At 63.7% G+C, this 21,091-nt stretch carries 22 protein-coding genes; 11 read left to right on the forward strand and 11 right to left on the reverse strand.

Translation table 11 applies throughout. The features are described from left to right. Positions 1-53: 53 nt before the first annotated feature. The 3 genes from GTP41_RS04455 to GTP41_RS04465 are packed head-to-tail and all read right to left on the reverse strand — an operon-like array spanning position 54 to position 2,971. Entirely contained in the window at positions 54-956 is a 903-nt protein-coding gene (locus tag GTP41_RS04455; RefSeq protein WP_161024375.1) for a LysR family transcriptional regulator, read from the reverse strand. Next, a complete protein-coding gene (locus GTP41_RS04460; protein WP_161024376.1) occupies positions 941-1,867 on the reverse strand; it encodes a pseudouridine-5'-phosphate glycosidase in 927 nt (308 codons plus the stop codon). Before GTP41_RS04460 ends, GTP41_RS04455 begins: the two co-directional genes overlap by 16 nt. Before the next feature lie 3 nt (positions 1,868-1,870). Continuing rightward, on the reverse strand, positions 1,871-2,971 hold the full coding sequence (locus tag GTP41_RS04465) for a carbohydrate kinase (RefSeq protein ID WP_161024377.1): 1,101 nt from the start codon (positions 2,969-2,971) through the stop codon (positions 1,871-1,873). A gap of 222 nt (positions 2,972-3,193) precedes the next feature. On the opposite strand from GTP41_RS04465, the gene xapA reads away from it, so the two are divergent. From xapA to GTP41_RS04500, 7 genes are all read left to right on the forward strand, one after another. After that, positions 3,194-4,033: a xanthosine phosphorylase gene (xapA, locus tag GTP41_RS04470; protein WP_161024378.1), complete on the forward strand. Its 840-nt coding sequence runs from the start codon at positions 3,194-3,196 to the stop codon at positions 4,031-4,033. A 124-nt stretch (positions 4,034-4,157) separates the two neighbouring features. Continuing rightward, positions 4,158-5,351 (forward strand): phosphopentomutase, encoded by a 1,194-nt coding sequence (locus GTP41_RS04475; RefSeq protein ID WP_161024379.1) that lies wholly within the window; start codon positions 4,158-4,160, stop codon positions 5,349-5,351. After that, positions 5,348-6,310, forward strand: a complete 963-nt coding sequence (gene deoC, locus GTP41_RS04480) for a deoxyribose-phosphate aldolase (protein WP_161024380.1) — start codon at positions 5,348-5,350, stop codon at positions 6,308-6,310. Before GTP41_RS04475 ends, deoC begins: the two co-directional genes overlap by 4 nt. Positions 6,311-6,322: 12 nt before the next feature. Beyond that, complete coding sequence (locus GTP41_RS04485; protein WP_371867274.1) at positions 6,323-8,710, forward strand: aldehyde dehydrogenase family protein; 2,388 nt, start codon at positions 6,323-6,325, stop codon at positions 8,708-8,710. 90 nt (positions 8,711-8,800) lie between these two features. Beyond that, on the forward strand, positions 8,801-10,123 hold the full coding sequence (gene deoA, locus GTP41_RS04490) for a thymidine phosphorylase (protein ID WP_161024381.1): 1,323 nt from the start codon (positions 8,801-8,803) through the stop codon (positions 10,121-10,123). 111 nt (positions 10,124-10,234) lie between these two features. Continuing rightward, on the forward strand, positions 10,235-10,639 hold the full coding sequence (locus GTP41_RS04495; protein WP_161024382.1) for a cytidine deaminase: 405 nt from the start codon (positions 10,235-10,237) through the stop codon (positions 10,637-10,639). Positions 10,640-10,641: 2 nt separating this feature from the next. Continuing rightward, positions 10,642-11,856: a nucleoside deaminase gene (locus GTP41_RS04500; RefSeq protein ID WP_161024383.1), complete on the forward strand. Its 1,215-nt coding sequence runs from the start codon at positions 10,642-10,644 to the stop codon at positions 11,854-11,856. A 1-nt stretch (position 11,857) separates the two neighbouring features. Here the strand turns inward: GTP41_RS04500 and GTP41_RS04505 are convergent, their stop codons facing one another. From GTP41_RS04505 to GTP41_RS04530, 6 genes are all read right to left on the reverse strand, one after another. After that, the gene (locus tag GTP41_RS04505; protein ID WP_161024384.1) at positions 11,858-12,256 is read right to left on the reverse strand and encodes a VOC family protein; all 399 of its coding nucleotides are present in this window, start codon (positions 12,254-12,256) and stop codon (positions 11,858-11,860) included. Next, entirely contained in the window at positions 12,256-12,681 is a 426-nt protein-coding gene (locus GTP41_RS04510) for a VOC family protein (protein WP_161024385.1), read from the reverse strand. Before GTP41_RS04510 ends, GTP41_RS04505 begins: the two co-directional genes overlap by 1 nt. Positions 12,682-12,759: 78 nt before the next feature. Beyond that, positions 12,760-13,557, reverse strand: a complete 798-nt coding sequence (locus tag GTP41_RS04515) for a LytR/AlgR family response regulator transcription factor (protein WP_161024386.1) — start codon at positions 13,555-13,557, stop codon at positions 12,760-12,762. A gap of 3 nt (positions 13,558-13,560) precedes the next feature. Beyond that, positions 13,561-14,457 carry a sensor histidine kinase gene (locus GTP41_RS04520; protein WP_161024387.1) on the reverse strand — a complete coding sequence of 299 codons (897 nt, stop codon included), beginning with the start codon at positions 14,455-14,457 and terminating at the stop codon, positions 13,561-13,563. Beyond that, positions 14,450-14,689 (reverse strand): hypothetical protein, encoded by a 240-nt coding sequence (locus GTP41_RS04525; protein ID WP_161024388.1) that lies wholly within the window; start codon positions 14,687-14,689, stop codon positions 14,450-14,452. Before GTP41_RS04525 ends, GTP41_RS04520 begins: the two co-directional genes overlap by 8 nt. Positions 14,690-14,806: 117 nt before the next feature. Beyond that, complete coding sequence (locus GTP41_RS04530) at positions 14,807-15,358, reverse strand: GNAT family N-acetyltransferase (protein ID WP_161024389.1); 552 nt, start codon at positions 15,356-15,358, stop codon at positions 14,807-14,809. A 79-nt stretch (positions 15,359-15,437) separates the two neighbouring features. Here GTP41_RS04530 and GTP41_RS04535 point away from each other — a divergent pair, with 79 nt between their 5' ends. From GTP41_RS04535 to GTP41_RS04545, 3 genes are read left to right on the forward strand one after another with little or no spacing between them, the layout of a single operon-like run. After that, positions 15,438-15,812, forward strand: coding sequence for a VOC family protein (locus GTP41_RS04535; protein WP_161024390.1), 375 nt, complete (start codon positions 15,438-15,440; stop codon positions 15,810-15,812). Next, complete coding sequence (locus GTP41_RS04540) at positions 15,812-16,495, forward strand: hypothetical protein (protein WP_161024391.1); 684 nt, start codon at positions 15,812-15,814, stop codon at positions 16,493-16,495. Before GTP41_RS04535 ends, GTP41_RS04540 begins: the two co-directional genes overlap by 1 nt. A gap of 16 nt (positions 16,496-16,511) precedes the next feature. Continuing rightward, positions 16,512-17,465, forward strand: a complete 954-nt coding sequence (locus GTP41_RS04545; protein WP_161024392.1) for a diguanylate cyclase domain-containing protein — start codon at positions 16,512-16,514, stop codon at positions 17,463-17,465. Here the strand turns inward: GTP41_RS04545 and GTP41_RS04550 are convergent. Both GTP41_RS04550 and GTP41_RS04555 read right to left on the reverse strand, forming a co-directional pair. Beyond that, a complete protein-coding gene (locus GTP41_RS04550; RefSeq protein WP_161024393.1) occupies positions 17,462-18,088 on the reverse strand; it encodes a TetR/AcrR family transcriptional regulator in 627 nt (208 codons plus the stop codon). The two genes, GTP41_RS04545 and GTP41_RS04550, sit on opposite strands and share 4 nt — an antisense overlap. After that, entirely contained in the window at positions 18,075-19,529 is a 1,455-nt protein-coding gene (locus GTP41_RS04555) for an aminotransferase-like domain-containing protein (protein WP_161024394.1), read from the reverse strand. Before GTP41_RS04555 ends, GTP41_RS04550 begins: the two co-directional genes overlap by 14 nt. A gap of 155 nt (positions 19,530-19,684) precedes the next feature. On the opposite strand from GTP41_RS04555, the gene aptA reads away from it, so the two are divergent. Continuing rightward, positions 19,685-21,001: an omega-aminotransferase AptA gene (gene aptA, locus GTP41_RS04560; protein ID WP_161024395.1), complete on the forward strand. Its 1,317-nt coding sequence runs from the start codon at positions 19,685-19,687 to the stop codon at positions 20,999-21,001. Positions 21,002-21,091 lie beyond the last annotated feature (90 nt).

The following is a 21,091-nucleotide window of genomic DNA, read 5'->3' on the forward strand; positions in this document are numbered from 1 at the left end:
GGAAAGCAGGGTCTGACCCAAGGGTCAGACCCCTGTTCGGCGGACGGCGGGGCTTAGGCGCTGGGCGGGCGCAGGATGTTGAGGAAGGCGCGTACGACCGGTGCGTCGTCCAGCGTGGTGTAGGTGATGTACAGGTTGGCCGACGGCGCGTTGGTGCGGATCGGCAGGAACACCACGCCGGGCCAGCCGATGCGCGCGGTGGTTTCCGGCATCAGCGTGACACCGAGGCCGGCGCCGACCATGGCCAGCAGCGTCTGCGGCTCGTGCGCTTCCTGGAAAATCTCCGGGTGGAAGCCGGCGTTGATGCAGCACTGGATCAGGTAGCGCGGGAAGGCCGACTTGTCCAGGGCCAGGGTCAGCATCGGCTCGTCGGCGATATCCATCAGCTCAATCGCATCCATCTTCGCCAGCGGATGGTGCTCGTTCACCGCCACGCACACGTTCTCCTTGAAGCACAGCTCCTGCTTCAGGTTATCGCGCCGCAGCTCGTCGTCGTCCAGCTTCGGCTCGCGCCAGAAGCCGACGTCGATCTGCTTGGCGCGCAGCGCGTCGTACTGCACCGTCGGGCCGGATTCGTGGATGGTCCAGGTCACGCGCGGGTACTTGCTCTGGAATTCTTCCAGCATCGACGGGATCGGGCCCCACATCGCCGAACCGACGATGCCCACGCGCAGGCGGCCCACTTCGCCGCGGTCGATCTGGCGCACGGTGTCGATGGTCATGCGCATTTTTGCCAGCAGGTCGGACGCCTCCTGCATCAGCGCCTTGCCGGCCACGGTCAGTTCGAAGGTGCGGGTGGTGCGCGCGAACAGCTTCACGCCCAGCTCCGCTTCCAGCTTCATGATTTGCTGCGACAGCGGCGGCTGCGAAATATGCAGGCGTTCCGCCGCGCGGCTGAAGCTCTTCTCTTCAGCCACGGCCAGGAAGTACTTTAACTGCTTCAGGTCGATGGACATGGATGCTCCTGCAGCGCACGCGCCAGGGCTGCGCCGACACGCGCGTTGTTTTTCACCAGTGCGATATTGGTCATCAGGCTGCGGCCTTCGGTCAGGGTCTTGATGCGGGCCAGCAGGAAGGGGGTGACCTTCTTGCCGGTCACGCCGTTCTGTTCCGCTTCCTGCAGGGCGCGCACGGTGATGGCGTCGATTTCGTCCTTCGGCATGGCGTCCGCGTCCGGCACCGGCGCGGAGACCACCACGCCGCCATTCAGGCCCAGCGCCCACTTGGTGGCGATGAAGGATGCCTGCTCGGTCGCGGTATCGAGCTGGAAGTCGGCATTGAAGCCGCTCTCGCGCGTGAAGAAGGCCGGGAAGCCGGGCTGGCCGACCGAGACCACCGGCACGCCGTGGGTTTCCAGGTATTCCAGCGTCAGGCCGATGTCGAGGATGGACTTCACGCCTGCGCACACCACGGCCACATTGGTCTGGCCCAGTTCCTGCAGGTCGGCCGAAATATCCATGCTGGTTTCGGCGCCGCGATGCACGCCGCCGATGCCGCCGGTGACGAAGACCTTGATGCCGGCCAGCTGGGCGCAGATCATGGTCGCGGCCACGGTGGTGGCGCCCAGCTTGTGCTGCGACAGGACGTAGGCCAGGTCGCGGCGCGACACCTTGATGGCGTCCGGCGAGTTGCCCAGCTGCTCCAGCTGCTCGTCGGTCAGGCCGATACAGATCTTGCCGCCGATGATGGCGATGGTGGCCGGCACCGCGCCCGCGTCGCGGATGATCTGTTCCACTTCGCGCGCGGTCTGCACGTTCTGCGGGTAGGGCATGCCGTGCGAGATGATGGTCGATTCCAGCGCCACGATCGGCTGGCCGGTGGCGCGGGCGTGGGCTACTTCAGGGGAGAAGGACAGGAATTGGTGCATGGTTTACTCCTCGATAAGCGCGGCGGCGAGCAGGTCTGCGCTCAGTTCCGGCGATACGGTGTGTGGGCTGGCCAGCGTAATGGCGGCGGCTTTCAAGCCACGCTCGCAGGCCAGGGTAAGGTGTGCGGGGTCTTGCAGCAGCGACCAGACCACCGCGGCGGAGAAGGCGTCGCCGGCGCCGGTCACGTCGACCACCTGCGCGTCGTGCGCCGGCAGCCAGTGCAGGGCCTGGCCCAGGGTGTGATAGACGCCGCTGGCGCCGCAGGTGACGATGATGTCCTGCGCGCCGGCCGCTTGCAGTTCGTGGCAGGCCGCCTGCACGTCGGCTTCGGTCGGCAGGGCGCGGCCGGCACGGGTTTCCAGTTCGCCGCGATTCAGGATCAGCAGCGACAGGCCTTGCAAGTCGTGCGGCAGGCGCGCCATTTTCGGCTGCGACACGGCGACCACCACCAGCGGCACGCCGGAGGCGCGCGCGTCGGCCAGCAGCATGGCGACCGATTCCACGGGCAGGTTCAGGTCGGCCACCACCATGCCGGCGGCGTTGCGCTGCGGCTGGCGGCTGGCGATCCAGCCCGGTGTCAGTTGATCGAAGATGGCCATGTCGGCCAGCGCCACCACCATTTCGCCGGAGGCGTCCAGCACGGCGGTGTAGGTGCCGCTGCCAATGCCGTTGACCTGCAGGCTGCCTTCCATGCCGATGCCGGCCGCTTCCACCTGGGCGCGCAGGGCGCGGCCGGAGGAATCGTCGCCCAGGGCGGTCAGGAGGGAGCAGGGCAGGCCGAGCTGGGCCAGGTTGGCGGCGATATTGCGGGCCACGCCGCCGAAACTTTCCTCAGCGCAAGCCGGGTTGGAGGTGGCCATTTGCAGCGGCGCGTGCGGGCGCAGCTTGCGGTCGAGGCAGGCGGCGCCGATGCAGAGTACGGTGCGTTCATTGCGCAACACGTAGGCGCGGCCGAGCAGCTTGCGTTCGCGGATCAGGCTGGCGACGTGGCCGGCCACGGCCGAGCGCGACAGGGCGAGCTGCTCCGCCAGCTCTTGCTGGGAGATGAAGGGATTGGCGCGGATCAGCTGGTACAGCTGTTCCTTGCGGGAGAGATCGCTCACGAAAAGCTCGCTATAAACATTTGTTTGCGATGCTAAACATTTGTCTGTTGCCTGTCAAACGGAAGGCCTCCCTATAATAAACCTAGATTTATATCGCTTGCATATAAATAATAAAGAAAAATGGTATTTGCCATACATATAGTCGATGATGCATAGTGTCGTGGTACGTTCACAGGCCTGTTCTGGCCAGCTCACCTAAAGATTACAAAAACGAGGAACTCCATGTCTTCCAATACCCCTTTCCAGGCAGCCGCTATCATCCGCGCTCGCATGCCGGCCAATTTCCAGCCACGCGTTGCCATGATCCTGGGCTCCGGCCTGGGCGTGCTGGCCGAGCAGATGACCGATTCCGTGTCGATCAGCTTTGACGAGCTGCCAGGCTTCCCGATCTCCACCGTGCACGGCCACGCCGGCCAGCTGGTGATGGGCACGCTGGCAGGCGTGCAGGTGGTGTGCCTGAAAGGCCGCGGCCACTTCTACGAGGGCTACGGTCCGGCGGTGATGACCTCCGCCGTGCGCACCATCAAGCTGCTGGGCTGCGAGATGCTGTTCGTGACCAATGCTGCGGGTTCGCTGCGTCCGGAAGTGGACGCCGGTTCGCTGGTGGCGCTGAACGACCATATCAACTTCCTGCCAGGCAGCGCGATGATCGGCCCGAACGATGAACGTTTCGGCCCGCGCTTCTTCTCGATGGCGAATGCCTACGATGCGGACCTGCGCAAGCTGCTGCAGGCCAGCGCTGCGGAGAAGTCGATCACCCTGCATGAGGGTGTGTACATTGCCTATCCTGGCCCGAACTTTGAGACGCCAGCTGAAATCCGCGCGTTCAAGACCCTGGGTGCGGACGTGGTGGGTATGTCGGTGGTGCCGGAGGTGGTGCCTGCGCGTCACTGCGGTTTGAAAGTGGTGGGCGTGTCCGTCATTACCAACCTGGCTGAGGGCCTGTCGCCGTTCCAGCTGTCGCATGAGCAGACCCTGAAGTACGCCGCCATCGGCGCGGAGTCGCTGATCAAGCTGATCTTGCAGTTCCTGGAGAACGTCGGCAAATCGCCTAAGGCCTAAACCGGTAAACCTGTGTCTGACCCACGGGGTCAGACACAGGAAGATCGACGGCCAGCGGCCGTGGCATACAGGTGTCGGACCCTGTGGGTCAGACACCGAATTTATGGTTTCAAGAGAGGCACCCATGTCCCGTGCATTCATCCTGTTGTTAGACTCCTTCGGCCTCGGCGCAACGCCGGATGCCGCCAAATACGGCGACCAGGCTTATAACACCTTCGGCCACATCGCCAAATGGGCTGCCAGCGAAGGCAAGCCAATGTCCCTCCCCACCATGGAAAAAATCGGCCTGGCCGCCGCCGCGCATACCGCGTCGGGCGAATGGGCTGCCGGTTTCAATCTGCGTGAGGGCTTTACCGGCGCCTACGGCGCTGCACGCGAACAGTCCACCGGCAAGGACACCCAGTCCGGCCACTGGGAAATCGCCGGCGTGCCGGTGCTGTTCGATTGGGGCTACTTCCCGAAAGAAGTGCCGTCCTTCCCGAAAGAGCTGACCGACAAGCTGCAGGAACTGACCGGCGTGCCGGGCTTCCTGGGCAACTGCCACGCTTCCGGCACCACCATCATCACCGACCTGGGCGACGAGCACGTCGCCACCGGCAAGCCGATCCTGTACACCTCGGCCGACTCGGTGCTGCAGATCGCATGCCACGAAGAGCATTTCGGCCTGGAGCGCCTGTACGATATGTGCGAAAAGGCTTACGAGCTGGTCAAGCCGTACAACATCGGCCGCGTCATCGCCCGCCCATTCCTGGGCGCGAACGGCAACTACAAGCGCACCGCCAACCGCCACGACTACGCCGTGCCGCCAAGCGCGCCGACCCTGCTGGACCACGTGAAGAACGAAGGCGGCGAGGTGATCGCACTGGGCAAGATCAGCGATATCTACGCCGCGCAAGGCGTGAGCCGCGTGCTGAAGGGCCCGGACAATATGGCGCTGTTCGACAAGCTGCTGGAAGCGCAGCGCGAAGCGGGCGACAAGTCGCTCACTTTCGTCAACTTCGTCGATTTCGACATGCACTTCGGCCACCGCCGCGACGTTGCGGGCTACTCGAACGCGCTGCACGAAATGGATGCGCGCCTGCCTGAATTCATCGCCAACCTGAAAGACGGCGACCTGTGCGTGATCACCGCCGACCACGGCTGCGATCCGACCGCGCCGGGCTCCGACCACACCCGCGAACATATTCCTGTGCTGTTCTTCGGCCCGAATGTGAAGCCGCAGTCGCTCGGCATCTCGGAGACCTTCTCCGACATCGGCCAGACCATCGCGCATCACCTGGGCGTGAAACCTCTTTCCAACGGAACCAACCTGCTATGACCATCATTACCGACTTCAAGCGCAACGAGGCCATTGGCCTTGATTTGGGCTGGCTGAATCACATCCACGTGAACAAAGCCGCCGCGGACCGCCGCGCCGCATCGCTGGCGAACCGCCGCACCGTGAAGAAAGAGTACCAGGCTGCCTGGCTGGTAAAAGCGATCGAACTGATCGACCTGACCACCCTGGCCGGCGACGACACCCCGGGCCGCGTGGAGCGCCTGTGCATGAAGGCCATGCGCCCGCTGCGCCAGGACCTGGTGGAAGCACTGGGCCTGCAAGAGCGTAACTTGATGACCGGCGCGGTCTGCGTGTACCACGAGATGATCCAGCACGCCGACGCGGTGCTGAAAGGCCGCCTGCCTATCGCTGCAGTGTCGACCGGCTTCCCGGCCGGCCTGACCAGCATGGAAACCAAGGTGCGCGAGATCGAACTGTCGGTGGCTGCCGGCGCCAAAGAGATCGACATCGTGATCACCCGCCAGCACGTCCTGACCGGCAACTGGCAAGCCCTGTACGACGAGATGCTGGCGTACCGCAAAGCCTGCGGCGAAGCGCACGTGAAGGCGATCCTGGCCACCGGCGACCTGGTCACCCTGGAAAACGTGGCCAAGGCATCCTGGGTCTGCATGATGGCAGGCGCTGACTTCATCAAGACCTCGACCGGCAAGGAAGGCGTCAACGCCACCATCCCGGTATCGCTGGTGATGGTGCGCGCGATCCGCGAATACCACGAGCGCACCGGCTTCAAGGTGGGCTACAAGCCTGCGGGCGGCGTCGGCACCGCCAAGGCGGCGCTGCAGTACATGACCGTGATGAAGGAAGAATTGGGCAATGAATGGCTGGAGCCGCACCTGTTCCGTATCGGTGCTTCCTCCCTGCTGACCGACATCGAGCGCCAGCTGGAGCACTACGTGACCGGCAACTACTCCGCCGCCCATCGCCACGCGCAACCATAAGAAGACACCGCCATGCCAACTATTAACGAGATCCTCAACACCATGGACTACGGCCCTGCACCAGAAAGCCAGAAAGAAGCGCAAGCGTGGCTGGAGCAGCGCTCCCGCAAATTCGGCCTGTTTATCGATAACGCGTGGACCGAGCCGGGCGAAACCTTCGCCAGCATCAATCCTGCCGACGGCTCGCACCTGGCCGACCTGACCCAGGCCAGCGCGGTCGATGTGGCGCGCGCCGTCACCGCCGCGCGCAAAGCGCTGCCGGCCTGGCAGGCGCTGGGCGGCCATGGCCGTGCCAAGATCATGTACGCGATCGCACGCCTGATGCAAAAGCATGCGCGCCTGTTCGCGGTGCTGGAAACGCTGGACAACGGCAAGACCATCCGCGAAACCCGCGACGCCGACCTGCCGCTGGTGGCGCGTCACTTCTACTACCATGCCGGCTGGGCGCAACTGCTGGACGAAGAGTTCCCGGGCCACCGCGCCGTGGGCGTGGTCGGCCAGATCGTGCCGTGGAACTTCCCGCTGCTGATGCTGGCGTGGAAAATCGCTCCCGCCATGGCAGCCGGCAACACCATCGTCTTCAAGCCGGCTGAATTCACGCCGCTGACCGCGATGCTGTTCGCCGACATCTGCGTGCAGGCCGGCGTGCCTGCCGGTGTGGTGAATATCGTGACCGGCGACGGCCGTACCGGCGAAGCGCTGGTGGCGCACCAGGGCATCGACAAGCTGGCCTTCACCGGCTCCACCGAAGTGGGCCGCCTCATCCGCGAAGCCACCGCCGGCACCGGCAAGAAGCTGTCGCTGGAACTGGGCGGCAAGTCGCCGTTCATCGTCTTCGAAGACGCCGACCTGGACGCCGCGGTGGAAGGCCTGGTCGATTCGATCTGGTTCAACCAGGGCCAGGTTTGCTGCGCCGGTTCGCGCCTGCTGGTGCAGGAGTCGGTGCAGGAGCGCTTCCTGAAAAAACTGAAAGCGCGCATGGACAACCTGCGCCTGGGTTCCCCGCTCGACAAGTCGATGGATATCGGCGCGCTGGTCGATCCGATCCAGCAGCAGCGCATCGCCGCACTGGTGGACTCCGCCCGCGCCGAAGGTTGCGAGGTGTACCAGCCGGCCGGCTGCGAAGTGCCTGCAACCGGTTCGTGGTTCCCGCCAACCCTGATCACCGGCGCGTCGACTTCGGCCGCCGTGGCGCAGGCTGAAATCTTTGGCCCGGTGCTGGTCGCGATGAGCTTCCGTACCCCGGCTGAAGCGGTGCAGCTGGCGAACAATACCGTGTACGGCCTGGCTTCCTGCGTCTGGACCGAGAACATTTCGCTGGCGCTGGACGTGGCGCCTGCCATCAAGGCCGGCGTGGTGTGGATTAACACCGCCAACCAGTTCGACGCTGCTTGCGGTTTCGGCGGCTACAAGGAATCCGGCTACGGCCGTGAAGGCGGCCGCGAAGGCATGTTCGAGTACCTGGTGCCGGTGTCGGAAGATGCCCGTCCGGCGGCGCCGACCTTCAAGAAGCCTGCCAAACCGGAAACCGAGTTCACCCCATCGGCCGATCCGTTTGCCGTGGACCGCACGGCCAAGCTGTACATCGGCGGCAAGCAGGCCCGCCCTGACGGCGCGTACTCGCGCGCCATCCACGGCGCCGACGGCAAGTTCCTGGGCGAAGTGGGCGAGGGTAACCGCAAGGATATCCGCAACGCTGTGGAAGCCGCGCACAAGGCGACCGGCTGGACCAAGGCGACTGCGCACAACCGCGCGCAAGTGCTGTACTACATCGCTGAAAACCTGGCCGCGCGCGGCGCGGAATTCGCCGAGCGTATCGCTGCGCAGACCGGCACCAAGAACGCCGAGAAGGAAGTGCAAGCTTCCATCGAGCGCCTGTTCTACTGGGCGGCGTGGGCCGACAAGTACGACGGCCTGGCGCATCAGCCGCCAATGCACGGCATCACCGTGGCGCTGAATGAAGCGGTTGGCGTGATCGGTATCGTGTGCCCGAATGAGAATCCGCTGCTGGGCTTTATCTCGCTGGTGGCTCCGGCTATCGCCGTGGGTAATCGCGTGGTGGCCGTGCCTTCCGAGGCGTATCCGCTGTCGGTGACTGACCTGTACCAGGTGTTCGATACCTCGGACCTGCCGGGCGGCGTGGTGAATATCGTGACCGGTTCGGCGGATGAACTGGCGCGCACGCTGGCGTCGCACGCGGATGTGGATGCTGTGTGGCGCCATGACGGTTCGGCGGCTGGCTGCGCGGAAGTGGAGAAGCTGTCGGCTGCGTCGCTGAAGCGTACCTGGACCGGTGGCGCCAAGGGCCGTGACTGGTTCTCGACCGCGCAGGCGGGCGGTCGTGTTGTGCTGGCGCATGCGTCGCAGGTTAAGAATATCTGGATTCCTTACGGCGTTTAAACCCGGTAAAGCCGGGTCAGACCCAAGGGTCTGACCCTTGGGTCTGACCCAGGTTTACCGGGTCTGAAGTAAAAAGAAAGAGATAAAAAAATGTTCCTCCCCCAGGAAATCATCCGTAAAAAACGCGACGGTGGCGTGCTGAGCAAAGAAGAAATCCAATTCTTCGTCAAAGGCATCACCGACAACAGCGTCAGCGAAGGCCAGATCGCCGCGCTGGCGATGGCCGTCTTCTTCAACGACATGTCCATGGACGAGCGCGTGGCGTTCACCCTGGCTATGCGCGACTCCGGCGAAGTGCTGGACTGGAAATCGCTGAACCTGCCAGGTCCGGTGATGGACAAGCACTCCACCGGTGGCGTGGGCGACGTGGTCTCCCTGATGCTCGGCCCGATGATCGCGGCCTGCGGCGGCTTCGTCCCGATGATCTCCGGCCGCGGCCTGGGCCACACCGGCGGCACCCTGGACAAGTTCGACTCCATCCCCGGCTACTCCACCGTCCCGACCAACGAAAAGTTCCGTGACGTGGTGAAGAACGTCGGCGTGGCCATCATCGGCCAGACCGCCTCGCTGGCGCCGTCCGACAAGCGTTTCTACTCGATCCGCGACGTGACCGCGACCGTGGAATCGGTGGCCATGATCACCGGCTCCATCCTGTCGAAGAAGCTGGCCGCCGGCCTGGACGTGCTGGCGATGGATGTGAAGGCAGGTTCCGGCGCGTTCATGCCGACTTATGAGAAGTCGGTTGAACTGGCCGAATCCATCGTCAAGGTGGGTAATGGCGCGGGCACGCTGACCTCGGCCCTGCTGACCGATATGAATGAATCGCTGTCGCCGTGGGCCGGCAATGCTGTGGAAGTGCGCGGTGCGATTGATTACCTGACCGGCAAGTTCCGTCCGGCGCGCCTGCATGAAGTCACCATGGCGCTGTGCGCTGAAATGCTGGTGATGGGTAAGCTGGCGGCGAACGAGGCGGATGCACGCGCCAAGCTGCAGCACGCGCTGGATTCGGGTGAGGCTGCTGAACGCTTCTCGCGCATGGTGGCTGCGCTGGGTGGGCCTGCCGACCTGGTGGAGAATATGGATAAGCACCTGGAGAAGGCGCCGATCGTGGTACCGGTGCCGGCGCCGCGTGCGGGTTATGCTGCGTCGACCGTTTGCCGCGATATCGGGCTGGCGGTGGTGTCGCTGGGCGGTGGCCGTCGCCGTCCGACGGATGCGATTGACTTTGCTGTGGGCCTGACTGATTTGGTGGAGCTGGGGCAGCCGTTGCAGGCGGGCCAGCCGCTGGCCATGGTGCATGCGCGGACGCAGGAAGCTGCGGAGCAGGCGGTGCGCGAGGTGCAGGCTGCCTATACCATTGCGGATGCGGCGCCGGTGGCGAATCCGATTGTTTATCGTACTATTCGCCCTTAAAACCGGTAAACCAGTGTCTGACCCATAGGGTCAGACACTGGCCTGCGACTGCCGCGTGACGAAGTGTCTGACCCTATGGGTCAGACACTGGTTTACCGGTTTGGAGACAACATGAACAACGACCAACTCATCGTAGAAGCCAAGGCCGCGCGCCTGAAAGCCTACACCCCATATTCCAACTTCAAGGTCGGCGCAGCGCTGCTGACCAAGGATGGCAAAATCTTCCACGGCTGTAATGTGGAGAACGCCAGCTATGGCCTGTGCAACTGCGCCGAGCGCACCGCCTTCTTCAGCGCCATCGCGCAGGGTTACCAGCCCGGCGATTTCACCAAGCTGGCCGTGGTCGGCGAAACCGATCACCCGATCGCTCCTTGCGGCGCCTGCCGCCAGGTCACGCTGGAACTGGGCGGCAACCAGCTGCCCGTGGTGCTGGCCAACCTGAATGGCGACACCCGCGAAACCACCGCAGCCGAGTTGCTGCCCGAAGCCTTCGGCGGCTGGGACCTGAAGAAGTAAAAGTGAAAAAGGCCATCGACGTTCAAACGGCCGTCGCCATTGCGGCGTCCGAAGCGATTGCAGCGAAAACCCAGGGTACTTTCGGCGTGGGGGGCGTCATGCTCGACGCCAGCGGCACGGTGCTCAAGGCGCTGCATAACAACGTCATCAAACATGGCCTGATCTTTGACCCCACCGCGCACGGCGAGCGGCAACTGGTGGACTGGTACTTCGCCGAGCGCGCCAAGGGCCGCGAATTGCCGCCGCCGGAAGACTGCACCATCGTCACTTCGCTCGACCCCTGCTGCATGTGTACCGGCGCCATGCTGGCCGCAGGCTTCAATGTGGTCGTCGCCGCACCGGACGGCAAAGCCGGCATCAACTACAACGGCTCCGCCTTCTTCCCTTCGCTGCCGGCAGCCTTGCAGCCGAAGGCGGAAGCGACCTTTGCCTATCCCGCGGTGCTGGGTACCTCTTCATATGCGCGGCGCGGGGCCGGGGCATCGCCCAAGCCCTTCTTCATCGGCAAGACCATCGCCGAGCCCACCCAGGCGCTTTGCTCGCTGGTGTTCGAGGCGACGTCCGCCAATGTGATGGACCTGTTCAATATCGACCCGCCGCAGCAGGACCTGAAAGATCCGGCCACGCTGCCGGCGGACCACTTCATTGTCCGCGCCCTGAAGCGCGCCTTCCCGGATGCCTTGACCTATCGCTGCGACCCGCGCACGCCGGATGCGGGCCTGGCGCCCTACCTGCAGCAGGCCATGGCGCGCGACAAGGCGCAAGGCGGGAAAGGGGAGGCGGTGGCGCTGCTGGATTCCTTCGGCAATTTGCTGTTGTGCTGCCACGGCCGCCAGCAAAGTTCGATGATCCGCACCGCCTTCATGGAATGCACGCGCGCCTACGCGCAACTGCGCTACAAGCTGATGGAGGGCGCCGACGCGGCGACCCAGTCCGAAGTGCGCCACTACCTGGGCCACCCGAAAGATGGCACCTTCGTCTTCGCCGTCGGCCCGGACGAAAGCGCCCTGAGTTTCATGGCGCTGGGCGCCTACGGTTCCACGATGGAAGGCGCGCTGCCGCACAATAATCCGGCGCAGTTCCAGTATGTGCGTCCGGCCATGCCGGAAACGGCGTTGCATGAATTGTGCAGCCATCTGCCGCCGCTGTACCGCAACCTGATCAGGATCCGCCCGACCCAGGTGAAGGACGCCGCGCTGGTCACGGCGCTCGCCTGAATCACATGGCGTCGAACGAGGCGCTGGCGTCGGTCTGCATCATGCCAAAGATATTGCCGTCCGGGTCCTTTGCATAGGCCAGCCAGCCCACGCCTGGCACGGGCATTTTCGGCACGGCCACCACGCCTTTCAGTTCCTTCAGCTGCACCAGCGACTTGTCCAGGTCTTCCACGTCCACCGTGCAGACAAAGGCGTTGACGGAAGCCCCTTCCAGCGGCGGCGGACCCCGGCGCGGCAGCAGGCCGCCATTGATGCCGGGCGCGCCGACCTCGCCGGTGCCGACCAGCCAGTAGTCGCCGCCTTCCCATTTGGAAAAGCTCCAGTCGAACATCTTGCCGTAAAAGTCGATCAGGACTTGCGGCTCGCTGGCCTGGATCTCAAAGTGAACGGTGCGTCCCATTACTGCTCCCAAGGGTCATAGGTACCGATGCTCCACACATGCCCTTCGGGATCGCGGCAGGTAAAACCACGGCCGCCGTAATCTTCATCCTGCAGGGGCATTTCGATTGGCGCCCCGGCTTGCACGCAGCGTGCGTGCACTTCGTCGGCGTCGTTGACGACCAGGTAGGCGCTTTGCGTGACGCCCATGCCAATCTCGGAAGGTTGCTTGAGCAGGCGTCCGAAATCGGTGTCGAAAATGGAGCTTAGCATGACCATGCCATTGCCATAGGAAAGCTGGGCGTGGGCGATGGTGCCGTCTTCGTTCGGCACCACGAGCGATGCCTTGAAGCCCAAGGTATTACACAACCAAGTGATAGCGGCGGGCGCGTCGCGGTAGCGCAGGCAAGGCAGGATAGTCGCGCGCGTAGCCTTTGGAATCGTCATCGTTATCTCCCTGATATGGCAGCATCGTCAGGACAATATAGACTAGCACCGGACAGGGGGCAAGCGAGCGCGGGCGCCTTACATTTGCTGGAATAAATGGGTATTTCCGCGACTGACTTCCAGTTCCTCCGTGGAGTTTCGCACACGCACCATCTGGCGTCCGCGCAGGTCGCGCGTGACCTCGGCGATTGCATCCACGCGCACGAGGGTGGAGCGATGGATGCGCCAGAATTCGTTCGGGTCCAGCTCGTCTTCCAGCTCTTTCAAAGTCTTGCGTATCAGAAATTCGCCCTGTGCCGTTTGCACGCGCGTGTATTTTTCGTCGGCGCGAAAGAACAACACTTCCTTGGTCGAAATCATGCGCAGGCTGTTGCCTACCTGGGCCTGGATCCAGTGCAGGTACTCGGGCTGGGGCGCCGCGCCGCCAATGCCCGCACTGCCCGGCGTGCGGCCGGTTTGCTGGAGCAGCTGGCTGAGCTGGCGTTCGATGTTGTTGGGCGACTTGCCCAGGCGCCCTTGCAGGCGGGTGCAGGTGGTTTTCAGGCGGTCCAGGTTGACCGGCTTGAGCAGGTAGTCCAGTGCTCCTTGCTCAAACGCTTCAATCGCGTACTGGTCGTAAGCGGTGATGAAAACGATGTGGCAGCGGTTGAACAGCATGCGCGCCGCTTCGATGCCGCTCAGGCCCGGCATGCGGATATCGAGGAAAACGATATCCGGCTGGTGCTGGCCGGCCAGCGCAATGGCTTCGATGCCATTGGCGGCTTCGGCCACGATCTCCAGCTCCGGCCATGCTTCATGCAGGCGCTTGCGCAGCATGTCGCGCATGGGCTCTTCATCGTCGGCGATGATGCAGGTGGCGGTGGGTTGGCTAGTCATGGCTTAGGGCTTGGCGAAAATATCCGGTGCGAATGGAATGCGGATCGTGGCGCGGCAGCCGCCATCCATCGGCTGTTCGATCAGCAACTGGGCGCGCGTGCCGTACATCAGCTTCAGGCGCTCGCGCACATTGGTCAGGCCGACGCCGTCGCCGGCATAGGCGTTGAAGCCGACGCCGTCATCCTGCACATCCACTTGTAGCACATTGCCGTCCGCGCTGGCGCGGATGTCGATGCGGCCGCCTTCGATCTTCGGCTCCAGGCCGTGCTTGATCGAATTCTCGATCAGGATCTGCAGCATCATCGGCGGGAAAGTGGCGCTTTCCAGTTCCGGCGGCACGTCCAGCGAGACGGCCAGGCGCGACTTCATGCGCGCCTGCATGATTGCCAGGTAGGAACGCGCCATCTGGATCTGGCGGCCCAGGGTGCCGTTGCCGCGCGAGCGCATCTGGGGCAGGGTGGCGCGCAGGTATTCGATCAGGTGGGTGTGGATCTTGGCCGCTTCCGGCGGGTCGGTTTCGATCAGTTGGCCGATCAGGGCCAGGGTGTTGAACAGGAAGTGCGGCTCCACCTGGGCCTGCAGGGCCGACATCTGGGCTTCGACCAGGCGCCGCTCCAGGCTTTCGCTGCCGGCCTGGGTGGCGGCCTTGCTGGCCTCCAGCTCGGCCTTGCGCTTGCCGCCCGCCAGGATTTTCAGGCCGGCCGACACCAGGATGAACGAGGCCACCTGTTCCGGTTGCAGGACGGGCGTCAGCGCGAGCAGGAAGGCGAGCAGCCAGGTCACCACCAGCTGGCGCAACGGTACTTGCGCCAGCCAGTCGAAGAAGGCCCACCACATGCTGCTGGCGGTTTCGCCAATCTCCCCGATAAAGGAGAGCACGCTGCGCGCCTTGTTACCCATGTTGCTTCTTGTCCCCGAAAACGTTGATGGCCAGCTTCACGATCAGCACGGCGATGAACAGGGTGATCACCAGCGGCAGGATGGTCAGGAACAGTGCGAGCACCACGCACATGGCGACAATGGCCGGCCAGGACATATGGTCCAGCGTGCGCACGAAGTGGCGGCCGATGCCGATAAAGGCGTGCCACACTTCTTTCACGGTGTCCTTGAAGCTTTTATTGATGGTTTTCATCGAGTCCTCCTTTGCATTTCGATGGTGCAACTGTACCCCTCTCATTGGCAACAGTGGAGGGCTATCCGACGAACTGCGCAGTAGGGCGGATAAGCTGCTATGTGGGCGGATGAATTGCTAGCGCTCCGCCAGCCAGTCGGAGCGCAGCAGGCCGAAATAGTCGGTATCGCAGATCTCGCCGTTGATGATCCAGCGCTCGCGCATATGGCCTTCGTGCACAAAATGCAAGCTTTTCAGCAGTTTGGCAGAGGCCGTGTTGCGCGGGTCGATATCGGCCTCGATACGGTGCAGGCGCAGCACGCGGAAAGCGTGGTCGATCAGGGCCGCCATGCCTTCCTGCATATAGCCCCTGCCCCAAAACTCGCGGCCCAGCATATAGCCGATTTCGCAACGCCGGTTCTGGCGGTTGAAACCGTACAGGTGGATCACGCCAGCGAGCTGGCCGCCGATGTCGAGGCCCATGCGCAGGTGCTCGCCGCTTTCGTAGCCCGCCAGGGTGGAGGCGATGTAGTCATGCGCCTGCTGCAGCTGCTCCCAGGGCGCGCTGCTCCAGTAGCGCATGGCCTCGGGGTCGGAGAACAGCTTGAATACGGCGGGCGCGTCTTCCGGGCCTAAGGACCGTAACTCCAGGCGCGGGGCGGACAGGGTGAATGGTGCGAAGGCGGGCATGGTGGCAACACTAGTCAGTGGATTTTCATTCTAGCAAATGATAGATTGGCAATGTCCACCACTTACGTAGGAGCCCGGCATGCAACTCGGCGTATTTTCCCTGAGCCTGAACGTGAAAGACATCAAGGCTTCGCGCGAGTTTTACGCGAAGTTCGGTTTCAAGGATTTTGGCGGGAACATCGAGCAGAACTGGCTGATCATGAAAAATGACGGTGAACAGATCATCGGCTTGTTCCAGGGCATGATCGAAAAGAACACGCTGACCTTCAACCCCGGCTGGGACAGCAACGCCCAGACCGTGCCTGGCTATACCGATGTGCGCCAGCTGCAACGCCAGCTGGAAGAGCAGGGTGTCGTGCTGGCGGCGCGGACCGACGAAGCGGGCAGCGGCCCAGCCTACATTATCGCGGTTGACCCGGATGGCAATCCCATCCTGATAGACCAGCATATCTGATGGACTCTGCCGTCCTGCTGCTGGTGCTGCTTGCCGCTGCCCCGCCAGTCGAATACGAGCGCGAGGGCGGAAGCGGCACGCTGACCCTGTCCACCAACGCCAAAGGCGTGAAGAAATTCGCCATCTCCACCTTTGGCGCCAACGCGCACACCTGTGAACTGGGCGGCACCATCCATGGCACATTCGGCCGCCTGGACGACCAGGAGCCGGGCCAGCCCGAATGCCGCATCGCGTTCGCGCAAAAGGGCAATGTGATCGAAGTGACATCGCAGTCCGAGGAGGCTTGCGCCGGCATGTGCGGCAGCCGCGCCTCCTTTGATGGCCGCTATATGGTGCCGCCGGCAGCGTGTTTGCCGGCTGCCAGCAAGGCGTCCAAAGAGTCCTTCCTCACGCTCTACAAGGCGAAGAGCTACCAGCAGGCGTATGACACCCTGAACAAGTGGTATATGGCCTGCGGCCACCTGCAGCACTGGATGGAGCTGGACCGCGCGCGCAACGACCTGGCGCTAACGCAGTATCATATGAAGCAGCCGGCTGCCTGCCGCGCCACGCTGGCCCAGACGCTGGCCGCTGAAATGAAGACGCTGAAAGCGGTGGAGGAAGAATTGGCGCCGCTCGACTACGAGGCGTATGCCGGCACCGCCAAGGCCACCTTCCACAACCTGAAGTTATGCAGTAAGTAGAGACCAGGAGCATGCCATGAGCGACCGTCTCGATCTTCCCCCGTCCAAGCTCGTGGCCATCATCGACGCGCAGCTGGAACTGGCGCGGGTGGGCCCATCGTTTGGCAATTTGATGGATTGCGCGGTGCTGAAGGCCGCGCAGCTGACCGGCGCCGACGGCGCCGTGATTGAACTGGTCGAAGGCAGCGAAGTGGTGTACCGCGCCGCCTGCGGCCTGGCCGAGCCGCAGCTCGGCTTGCGCATGCAGATCAAGGGCAGCTTGTCGGGCCACGTGCTGACCACGCGCCAGGCTGCCGTCTGCGCTGATTCCGAAACCGATGAGCGGGTCAACCGCGAGGCTTGCCGCCGCGTGGGCCTGCGTTCGATGGCGATCTTGCCGCTGCTGTTCGGCGAACACGCCGGCGGCGTGCTGAAACTGGCCTGGCGCGAGCCTCGGCCTTTCGACCAGGACGAGGTGGCGCTAGGGCAGGCGATCACGGACATGACGGCCGCGATGATGTTCCATGCCTCGCAGGAGGGCCCGCATGTCCTGCAGCGCAAGGTGACGCAGGACCCGGCAACCGGCCTGGCCAACCGTTCTTCCTTCTATGAGCAATTGCGCGTGCGGCTGGACGATGCGATCACGCGCGGCGGCCATGTGGGCGTGATGGTGGCGCGCGTGCGGCCCTGGCGCAAGGAGGTCATGGCGGAGCTGGCGCGCCGCTTCACCGCCGAATGCCGCGAGGGCGACGTGTTGGCGCGGCTGGGCGGCGATGAGTTCGGCGTGATCCTGAGCCTGGCGGCGCGGCGCAGCATTGTGCAAAGCCAGGTCTCGCGCTTCAGTCATGCCGCATCGGCGCAGTCCGTGCTGCTTCCCGACGGCGAGAAGATCGATGCGGTCGTGCAGTTTGGCAGCGCCCTGTTCCCGGAGGATGGCAATGGCGTGTCCGATCTGCTGCTCGCGGCCCGCGCGGCGCCGCCGGCAGGCTAGCGCTGGATGGCGGCGAGGACCATGCGTGTGATCGTGTCCTCGGCCTCGTGGAAATCCTGCGCGGCCAGCTCCCCGCGGCCGAGCACCAGCTTCATTTGCGTTGAGAAGTCGGCGTAGGATTGGGTCATCGCCCAGATCGCGAACAGCAGGTGGGTGGCGTTGACGGGGGCGATGCGGCCTTCAGCGATCCAGCGTTTGAAGACGTCGATATCCTTGCGCACCAGCGGCACCACGCGTTCGCGGATCTTTTCGCCATATACGGGCGCGCCGCTGATCACTTCCATCGCATACACGCGCGACGCCAGCGGATGTTCGCGCGAGAAGGCCAGCTTGGCGCGAATGTAGGCGCGCAGCACATCGGCGGGTTCGCCGTCCTGCTCTGCAATATTCGCCATGCGCGCCAGCCACTCATCAAGCACGTCGTCCAGCACGCGCTGGTAGAGCGCCTGCTTGCTGGGGAAGTAGTACATCAGGTTTTGCTTGGATAGCCCGACATTCTCCGCGATGGCGGCGACGGAGGCGCCTTCGTAGCCGTTCGCGGCGAATACGCGCACGGCTTCGGCCACGACGTCGGCTTCCAGCCGGTCGCGGTTCATTTCGCGGCGCAGTTTAGCTGATGCCATGTTCTCTCCTTATGGCCTGCAGGAAGTTGCGTAACTGCGGGCTGTCTGAATAGGCGACGTTGAAACGGAACCACAGCGTGGCGGGCGGGCGCAGCTGGAAAAATTCGCAGGGCGCGAGCAGGATGCCTGCTTTCAGCGCCTGGTCGGCCACGGTCTTGCCGTTGAATTCGGGCGTCGGCGCTTGCTGCCAGCCGGCGCTGACGAACATGCCGCCGCGTGGTTTTGCCACCGGCGCCATGCCGGCGGTGGCCAGCAAGTCGATGGTGCGTTCGCGGCCTTCCGCGAGCTGCGCCACCAAGCGTTCCACCATGCGCTTGTAGGGGCGGGCGGTGATGGCGTGGTAGACGGCGCGCTCGTTCACCTCGGAGGTGGTGAGGCCGGCCAGCATCTTGACCCGCACCAGTTCCGGCAGCAGCGAGGCCGAGGCGCAGATCGAGCCGACGCGCAGTACCGGCGACAGGGTCTTGGAGAAGCTGCCGACGCGGATCACGCGGCGCAAGCCGTCCATCGCCGCCAGCGATGCCTCGCCGCGTGCAGTGAGTTCGCGGTAAATGTCGTCCTCCACCAGCCAGAAATCGAATTGTTCGGCAAAGCCGAGCAGGCGGTGGGCCTGGGCTTGCGACAGGCTGGTGCCCAATGGATTCTGCAGCACCGTGTTGACGAACATGAGCTTGGGCTGGTTTTCCTTGGCCTGGGCGGCGAGGAAGTCCATATCCAGCCCGTGTTCGCCGCGCGGGATGCCGATGGCGTGGCAGCCGTGGTGGCGGATCAGCGACAGCAGGTTGCTGTAGCCGGGGTCTTCGATGAAGACGGTGTCGCCCGGTTTGGTCAGCGTGCGCAGGATCAGGTCGAAGGCGTGGGTGGCGCCGTGCGTTAGCAGGATCTGTTCGGATTCGACGGCGAACAGTTCTTCGCTGAGCGTGCCGGCCATGTGCTGGCGCAGGCCCGGGAAGCCGAGCGGGTGGCCATAGCCGCGCAGGCGGTTGGCGGGAATGCGCATGGCGTGCCGCACGGCGTCGAGGATGGTGTCTTCGCCGTACCATTCGGGCGGCAGCCAGCCGGCGCCGACCGGCAGCGCTTCGGAGGCGCCGGAATACAGTTCGGGGGTGAGCGCATCGACCGCTGCCGGGCCGGCCACCATGGCGGGCGCGGCGAGCAGGGCGGGGACGTCGTGGCGTGCAACAAAATAGCCGGAACCGCGGCGCGATGACAACAGTCCGAGCGTGACCAGGCGGTCGTAAGCCTCGACAACTGTAAAGGTGCTGATGCCATTACACTTCGCGAATTGGCGTACCGAGGGCATCTTGGTGCCGACCCGCAGCTCGCGGCTGGCCACCATGGCGCTGATCGCGTCCACGATTTTCTCTACCAGGCTGCCCTTGCGCGCGCGCTCGAGGGCGAGCACGGGCCAGGTAGGGGTGGGGCTGTCGCTGTCGTCCATTTTCGTCTCTAGAACTGTACTGTTTTTGCTACCTGTACGGTTGGAGCGTTTCCGCGTGCGTGTATATGTGCCATAGTTAACTTGCTGTCTATTATTGCATCATGATTTTGCCAACTGGTAAAGTTTTTTGAGTGTCGTAAAAACAGGAGATAGCAATGAACGAAGCCCGGCCTCAATCGCTGTCGTCATTCTGGATGCCGTTCACCAACAACCGCGACTTCAAGGCCAATCCGCGCCTGCTGGTTTCCGCAGAGGGCGTCTATTACAAGGACGTGGACGGCAACTCGGTGCTGGACGGCACTGCAGGCCTCTGGTGCGTGCCTTGCGGCCACCGCCAGCCAAAGATCGTGGCGGCAGTGAGCGAAATGGTCAGCCAGCTCGACTTCGCGCCCACTTTCCAGATGGGCCACCCTGCCGCCTTCGACCTGGCGGAAAAGCTGATGGAGTTCACCAATCACCGCTTCGGCCATGTCTTCTACACCAACTCCGGTTCCGAAGCGGTGGACACCGCGCTGAAGATCGCGCTGGCCTACCACAAGGCGCGCGGCGAGGCATCGCGCACGCGCCTGATCGGCCGTGAGCGCGCCTACCACGGCGTGGGCTTTGGCGGTATTTCCGTCGGCGGTATCGCGGGCAACCGCAAGCCATATGGCGTGATGCTGCCGGGCGTTGACCACCTGCCGCACACGCACAATATCGAGAAGAATGCCTATAGCCGTGGCGAGCCTGAGTATGGCACCCACCTGGCGGATGAACTGGAGCGCATCGTTGCGCTGCATGACGCGTCCACCATTGCTGCGGTGATCGTGGAGCCGGTGGCGGGATCGACTGGCGTGCTGGTGCCGCCTAAAGGCTACCTGAAGCGCCTGCGCGAGCTGTGTACCAAGCACGGCATCCTGCTGATCTTCGACGAGGTGATTACGGGCTTTGGCCGCTTGACCACGCCGTTTGCGACGGATTATTTCGACGTTGAGCCGGACATGATGACCACGGCCAAAGGGCTGACCAACGGCACGATCCCGATGGGGGCGGTGTTCAGCAAGAAGTTCATCCACGATGCGTTCATGGAGGCCCCGCCGGGGATTGAGCTGTTCCATGGCTATACCTATACCGGGCATCCGGTGGCGTGCGCGGCGTCGCTGGCGACGCTGGAGGTGTTCCAGGAGCAGAAGCTGCTGGATCGGGCCAAGGAGATCCAGCCGTATTGGGAGGATGCGGTGCATTCGCTCAAGGGACTGCCGCATGTGATTGATATTCGCACTATCGGGCTGGTGGCTGGGATTGAGCTGGCGCCACGTGCTGGTGCGCCGGGGGCGCGGGCGTTTGCTGCGTTCAAGAAGGCGTTTGCGGACGGGGTGCTGATTCGCGTGACGGGCGACATCATTGCGCTGTCGCCGCCGCTGACGTTTGAGAGGAAGCATATCGATGAGCTGTTTGGGAAGATTGGGAAGGTTTTGATGACGCTTGAGTAAACCGGTAAACCGGGGTCTGAACTAACGCTACGGGGTTGGGTTTAAGTTATTGACGTTCGTCGAAAGCCAAAGACCTGGACCCAACACCAG

The organism is Pseudoduganella guangdongensis (assembly GCF_009857475.1).
In the GTDB taxonomy this organism is placed as follows: domain Bacteria; phylum Pseudomonadota; class Gammaproteobacteria; order Burkholderiales; family Burkholderiaceae_D; genus Rugamonas; species Rugamonas guangdongensis.

What these genes read in the sequence shown, in the direction of transcription:
- GTP41_RS04510 (WP_161024385.1), bottom strand. Translation starts at nt 12,681, where the DNA reads ATGACGATTCCAAAGGCTACGCGCGCGACTATCCTGCCTTGCCTGCGC.
- xapA (WP_161024378.1), top strand. Translation starts at nt 3,194, where the DNA reads ATGTCTTCCAATACCCCTTTCCAGGCAGCCGCTATCATCCGCGCTCGC.
- GTP41_RS04535 (WP_161024390.1), top strand. Translation starts at nt 15,438, where the DNA reads ATGCAACTCGGCGTATTTTCCCTGAGCCTGAACGTGAAAGACATCAAG.
- GTP41_RS04460 (WP_161024376.1), bottom strand. Translation starts at nt 1,867, where the DNA reads ATGCACCAATTCCTGTCCTTCTCCCCTGAAGTAGCCCACGCCCGCGCC.
- GTP41_RS04495 (WP_161024382.1), top strand. Translation starts at nt 10,235, where the DNA reads ATGAACAACGACCAACTCATCGTAGAAGCCAAGGCCGCGCGCCTGAAA.
- GTP41_RS04540 (WP_161024391.1), top strand. Translation starts at nt 15,812, where the DNA reads ATGGACTCTGCCGTCCTGCTGCTGGTGCTGCTTGCCGCTGCCCCGCCA.
- GTP41_RS04475 (WP_161024379.1), top strand. Translation starts at nt 4,158, where the DNA reads ATGTCCCGTGCATTCATCCTGTTGTTAGACTCCTTCGGCCTCGGCGCA.
- GTP41_RS04455 (WP_161024375.1), bottom strand. Translation starts at nt 956, where the DNA reads ATGTCCATCGACCTGAAGCAGTTAAAGTACTTCCTGGCCGTGGCTGAA.
- GTP41_RS04505 (WP_161024384.1), bottom strand. Translation starts at nt 12,256, where the DNA reads ATGGGACGCACCGTTCACTTTGAGATCCAGGCCAGCGAGCCGCAAGTC.
- GTP41_RS04515 (WP_161024386.1), bottom strand. Translation starts at nt 13,557, where the DNA reads ATGACTAGCCAACCCACCGCCACCTGCATCATCGCCGACGATGAAGAG.
- GTP41_RS04525 (WP_161024388.1), bottom strand. Translation starts at nt 14,689, where the DNA reads ATGAAAACCATCAATAAAAGCTTCAAGGACACCGTGAAAGAAGTGTGG.
- GTP41_RS04550 (WP_161024393.1), bottom strand. Translation starts at nt 18,088, where the DNA reads ATGGCATCAGCTAAACTGCGCCGCGAAATGAACCGCGACCGGCTGGAA.
- GTP41_RS04485 (WP_371867274.1), top strand. Translation starts at nt 6,323, where the DNA reads ATGCCAACTATTAACGAGATCCTCAACACCATGGACTACGGCCCTGCA.
- deoC (WP_161024380.1), top strand. Translation starts at nt 5,348, where the DNA reads ATGACCATCATTACCGACTTCAAGCGCAACGAGGCCATTGGCCTTGAT.
- GTP41_RS04545 (WP_161024392.1), top strand. Translation starts at nt 16,512, where the DNA reads ATGAGCGACCGTCTCGATCTTCCCCCGTCCAAGCTCGTGGCCATCATC.
- GTP41_RS04530 (WP_161024389.1), bottom strand. Translation starts at nt 15,358, where the DNA reads ATGCCCGCCTTCGCACCATTCACCCTGTCCGCCCCGCGCCTGGAGTTA.
- GTP41_RS04555 (WP_161024394.1), bottom strand. Translation starts at nt 19,529, where the DNA reads ATGGACGACAGCGACAGCCCCACCCCTACCTGGCCCGTGCTCGCCCTC.
- GTP41_RS04520 (WP_161024387.1), bottom strand. Translation starts at nt 14,457, where the DNA reads ATGGGTAACAAGGCGCGCAGCGTGCTCTCCTTTATCGGGGAGATTGGC.
- deoA (WP_161024381.1), top strand. Translation starts at nt 8,801, where the DNA reads ATGTTCCTCCCCCAGGAAATCATCCGTAAAAAACGCGACGGTGGCGTG.
- aptA (WP_161024395.1), top strand. Translation starts at nt 19,685, where the DNA reads ATGAACGAAGCCCGGCCTCAATCGCTGTCGTCATTCTGGATGCCGTTC.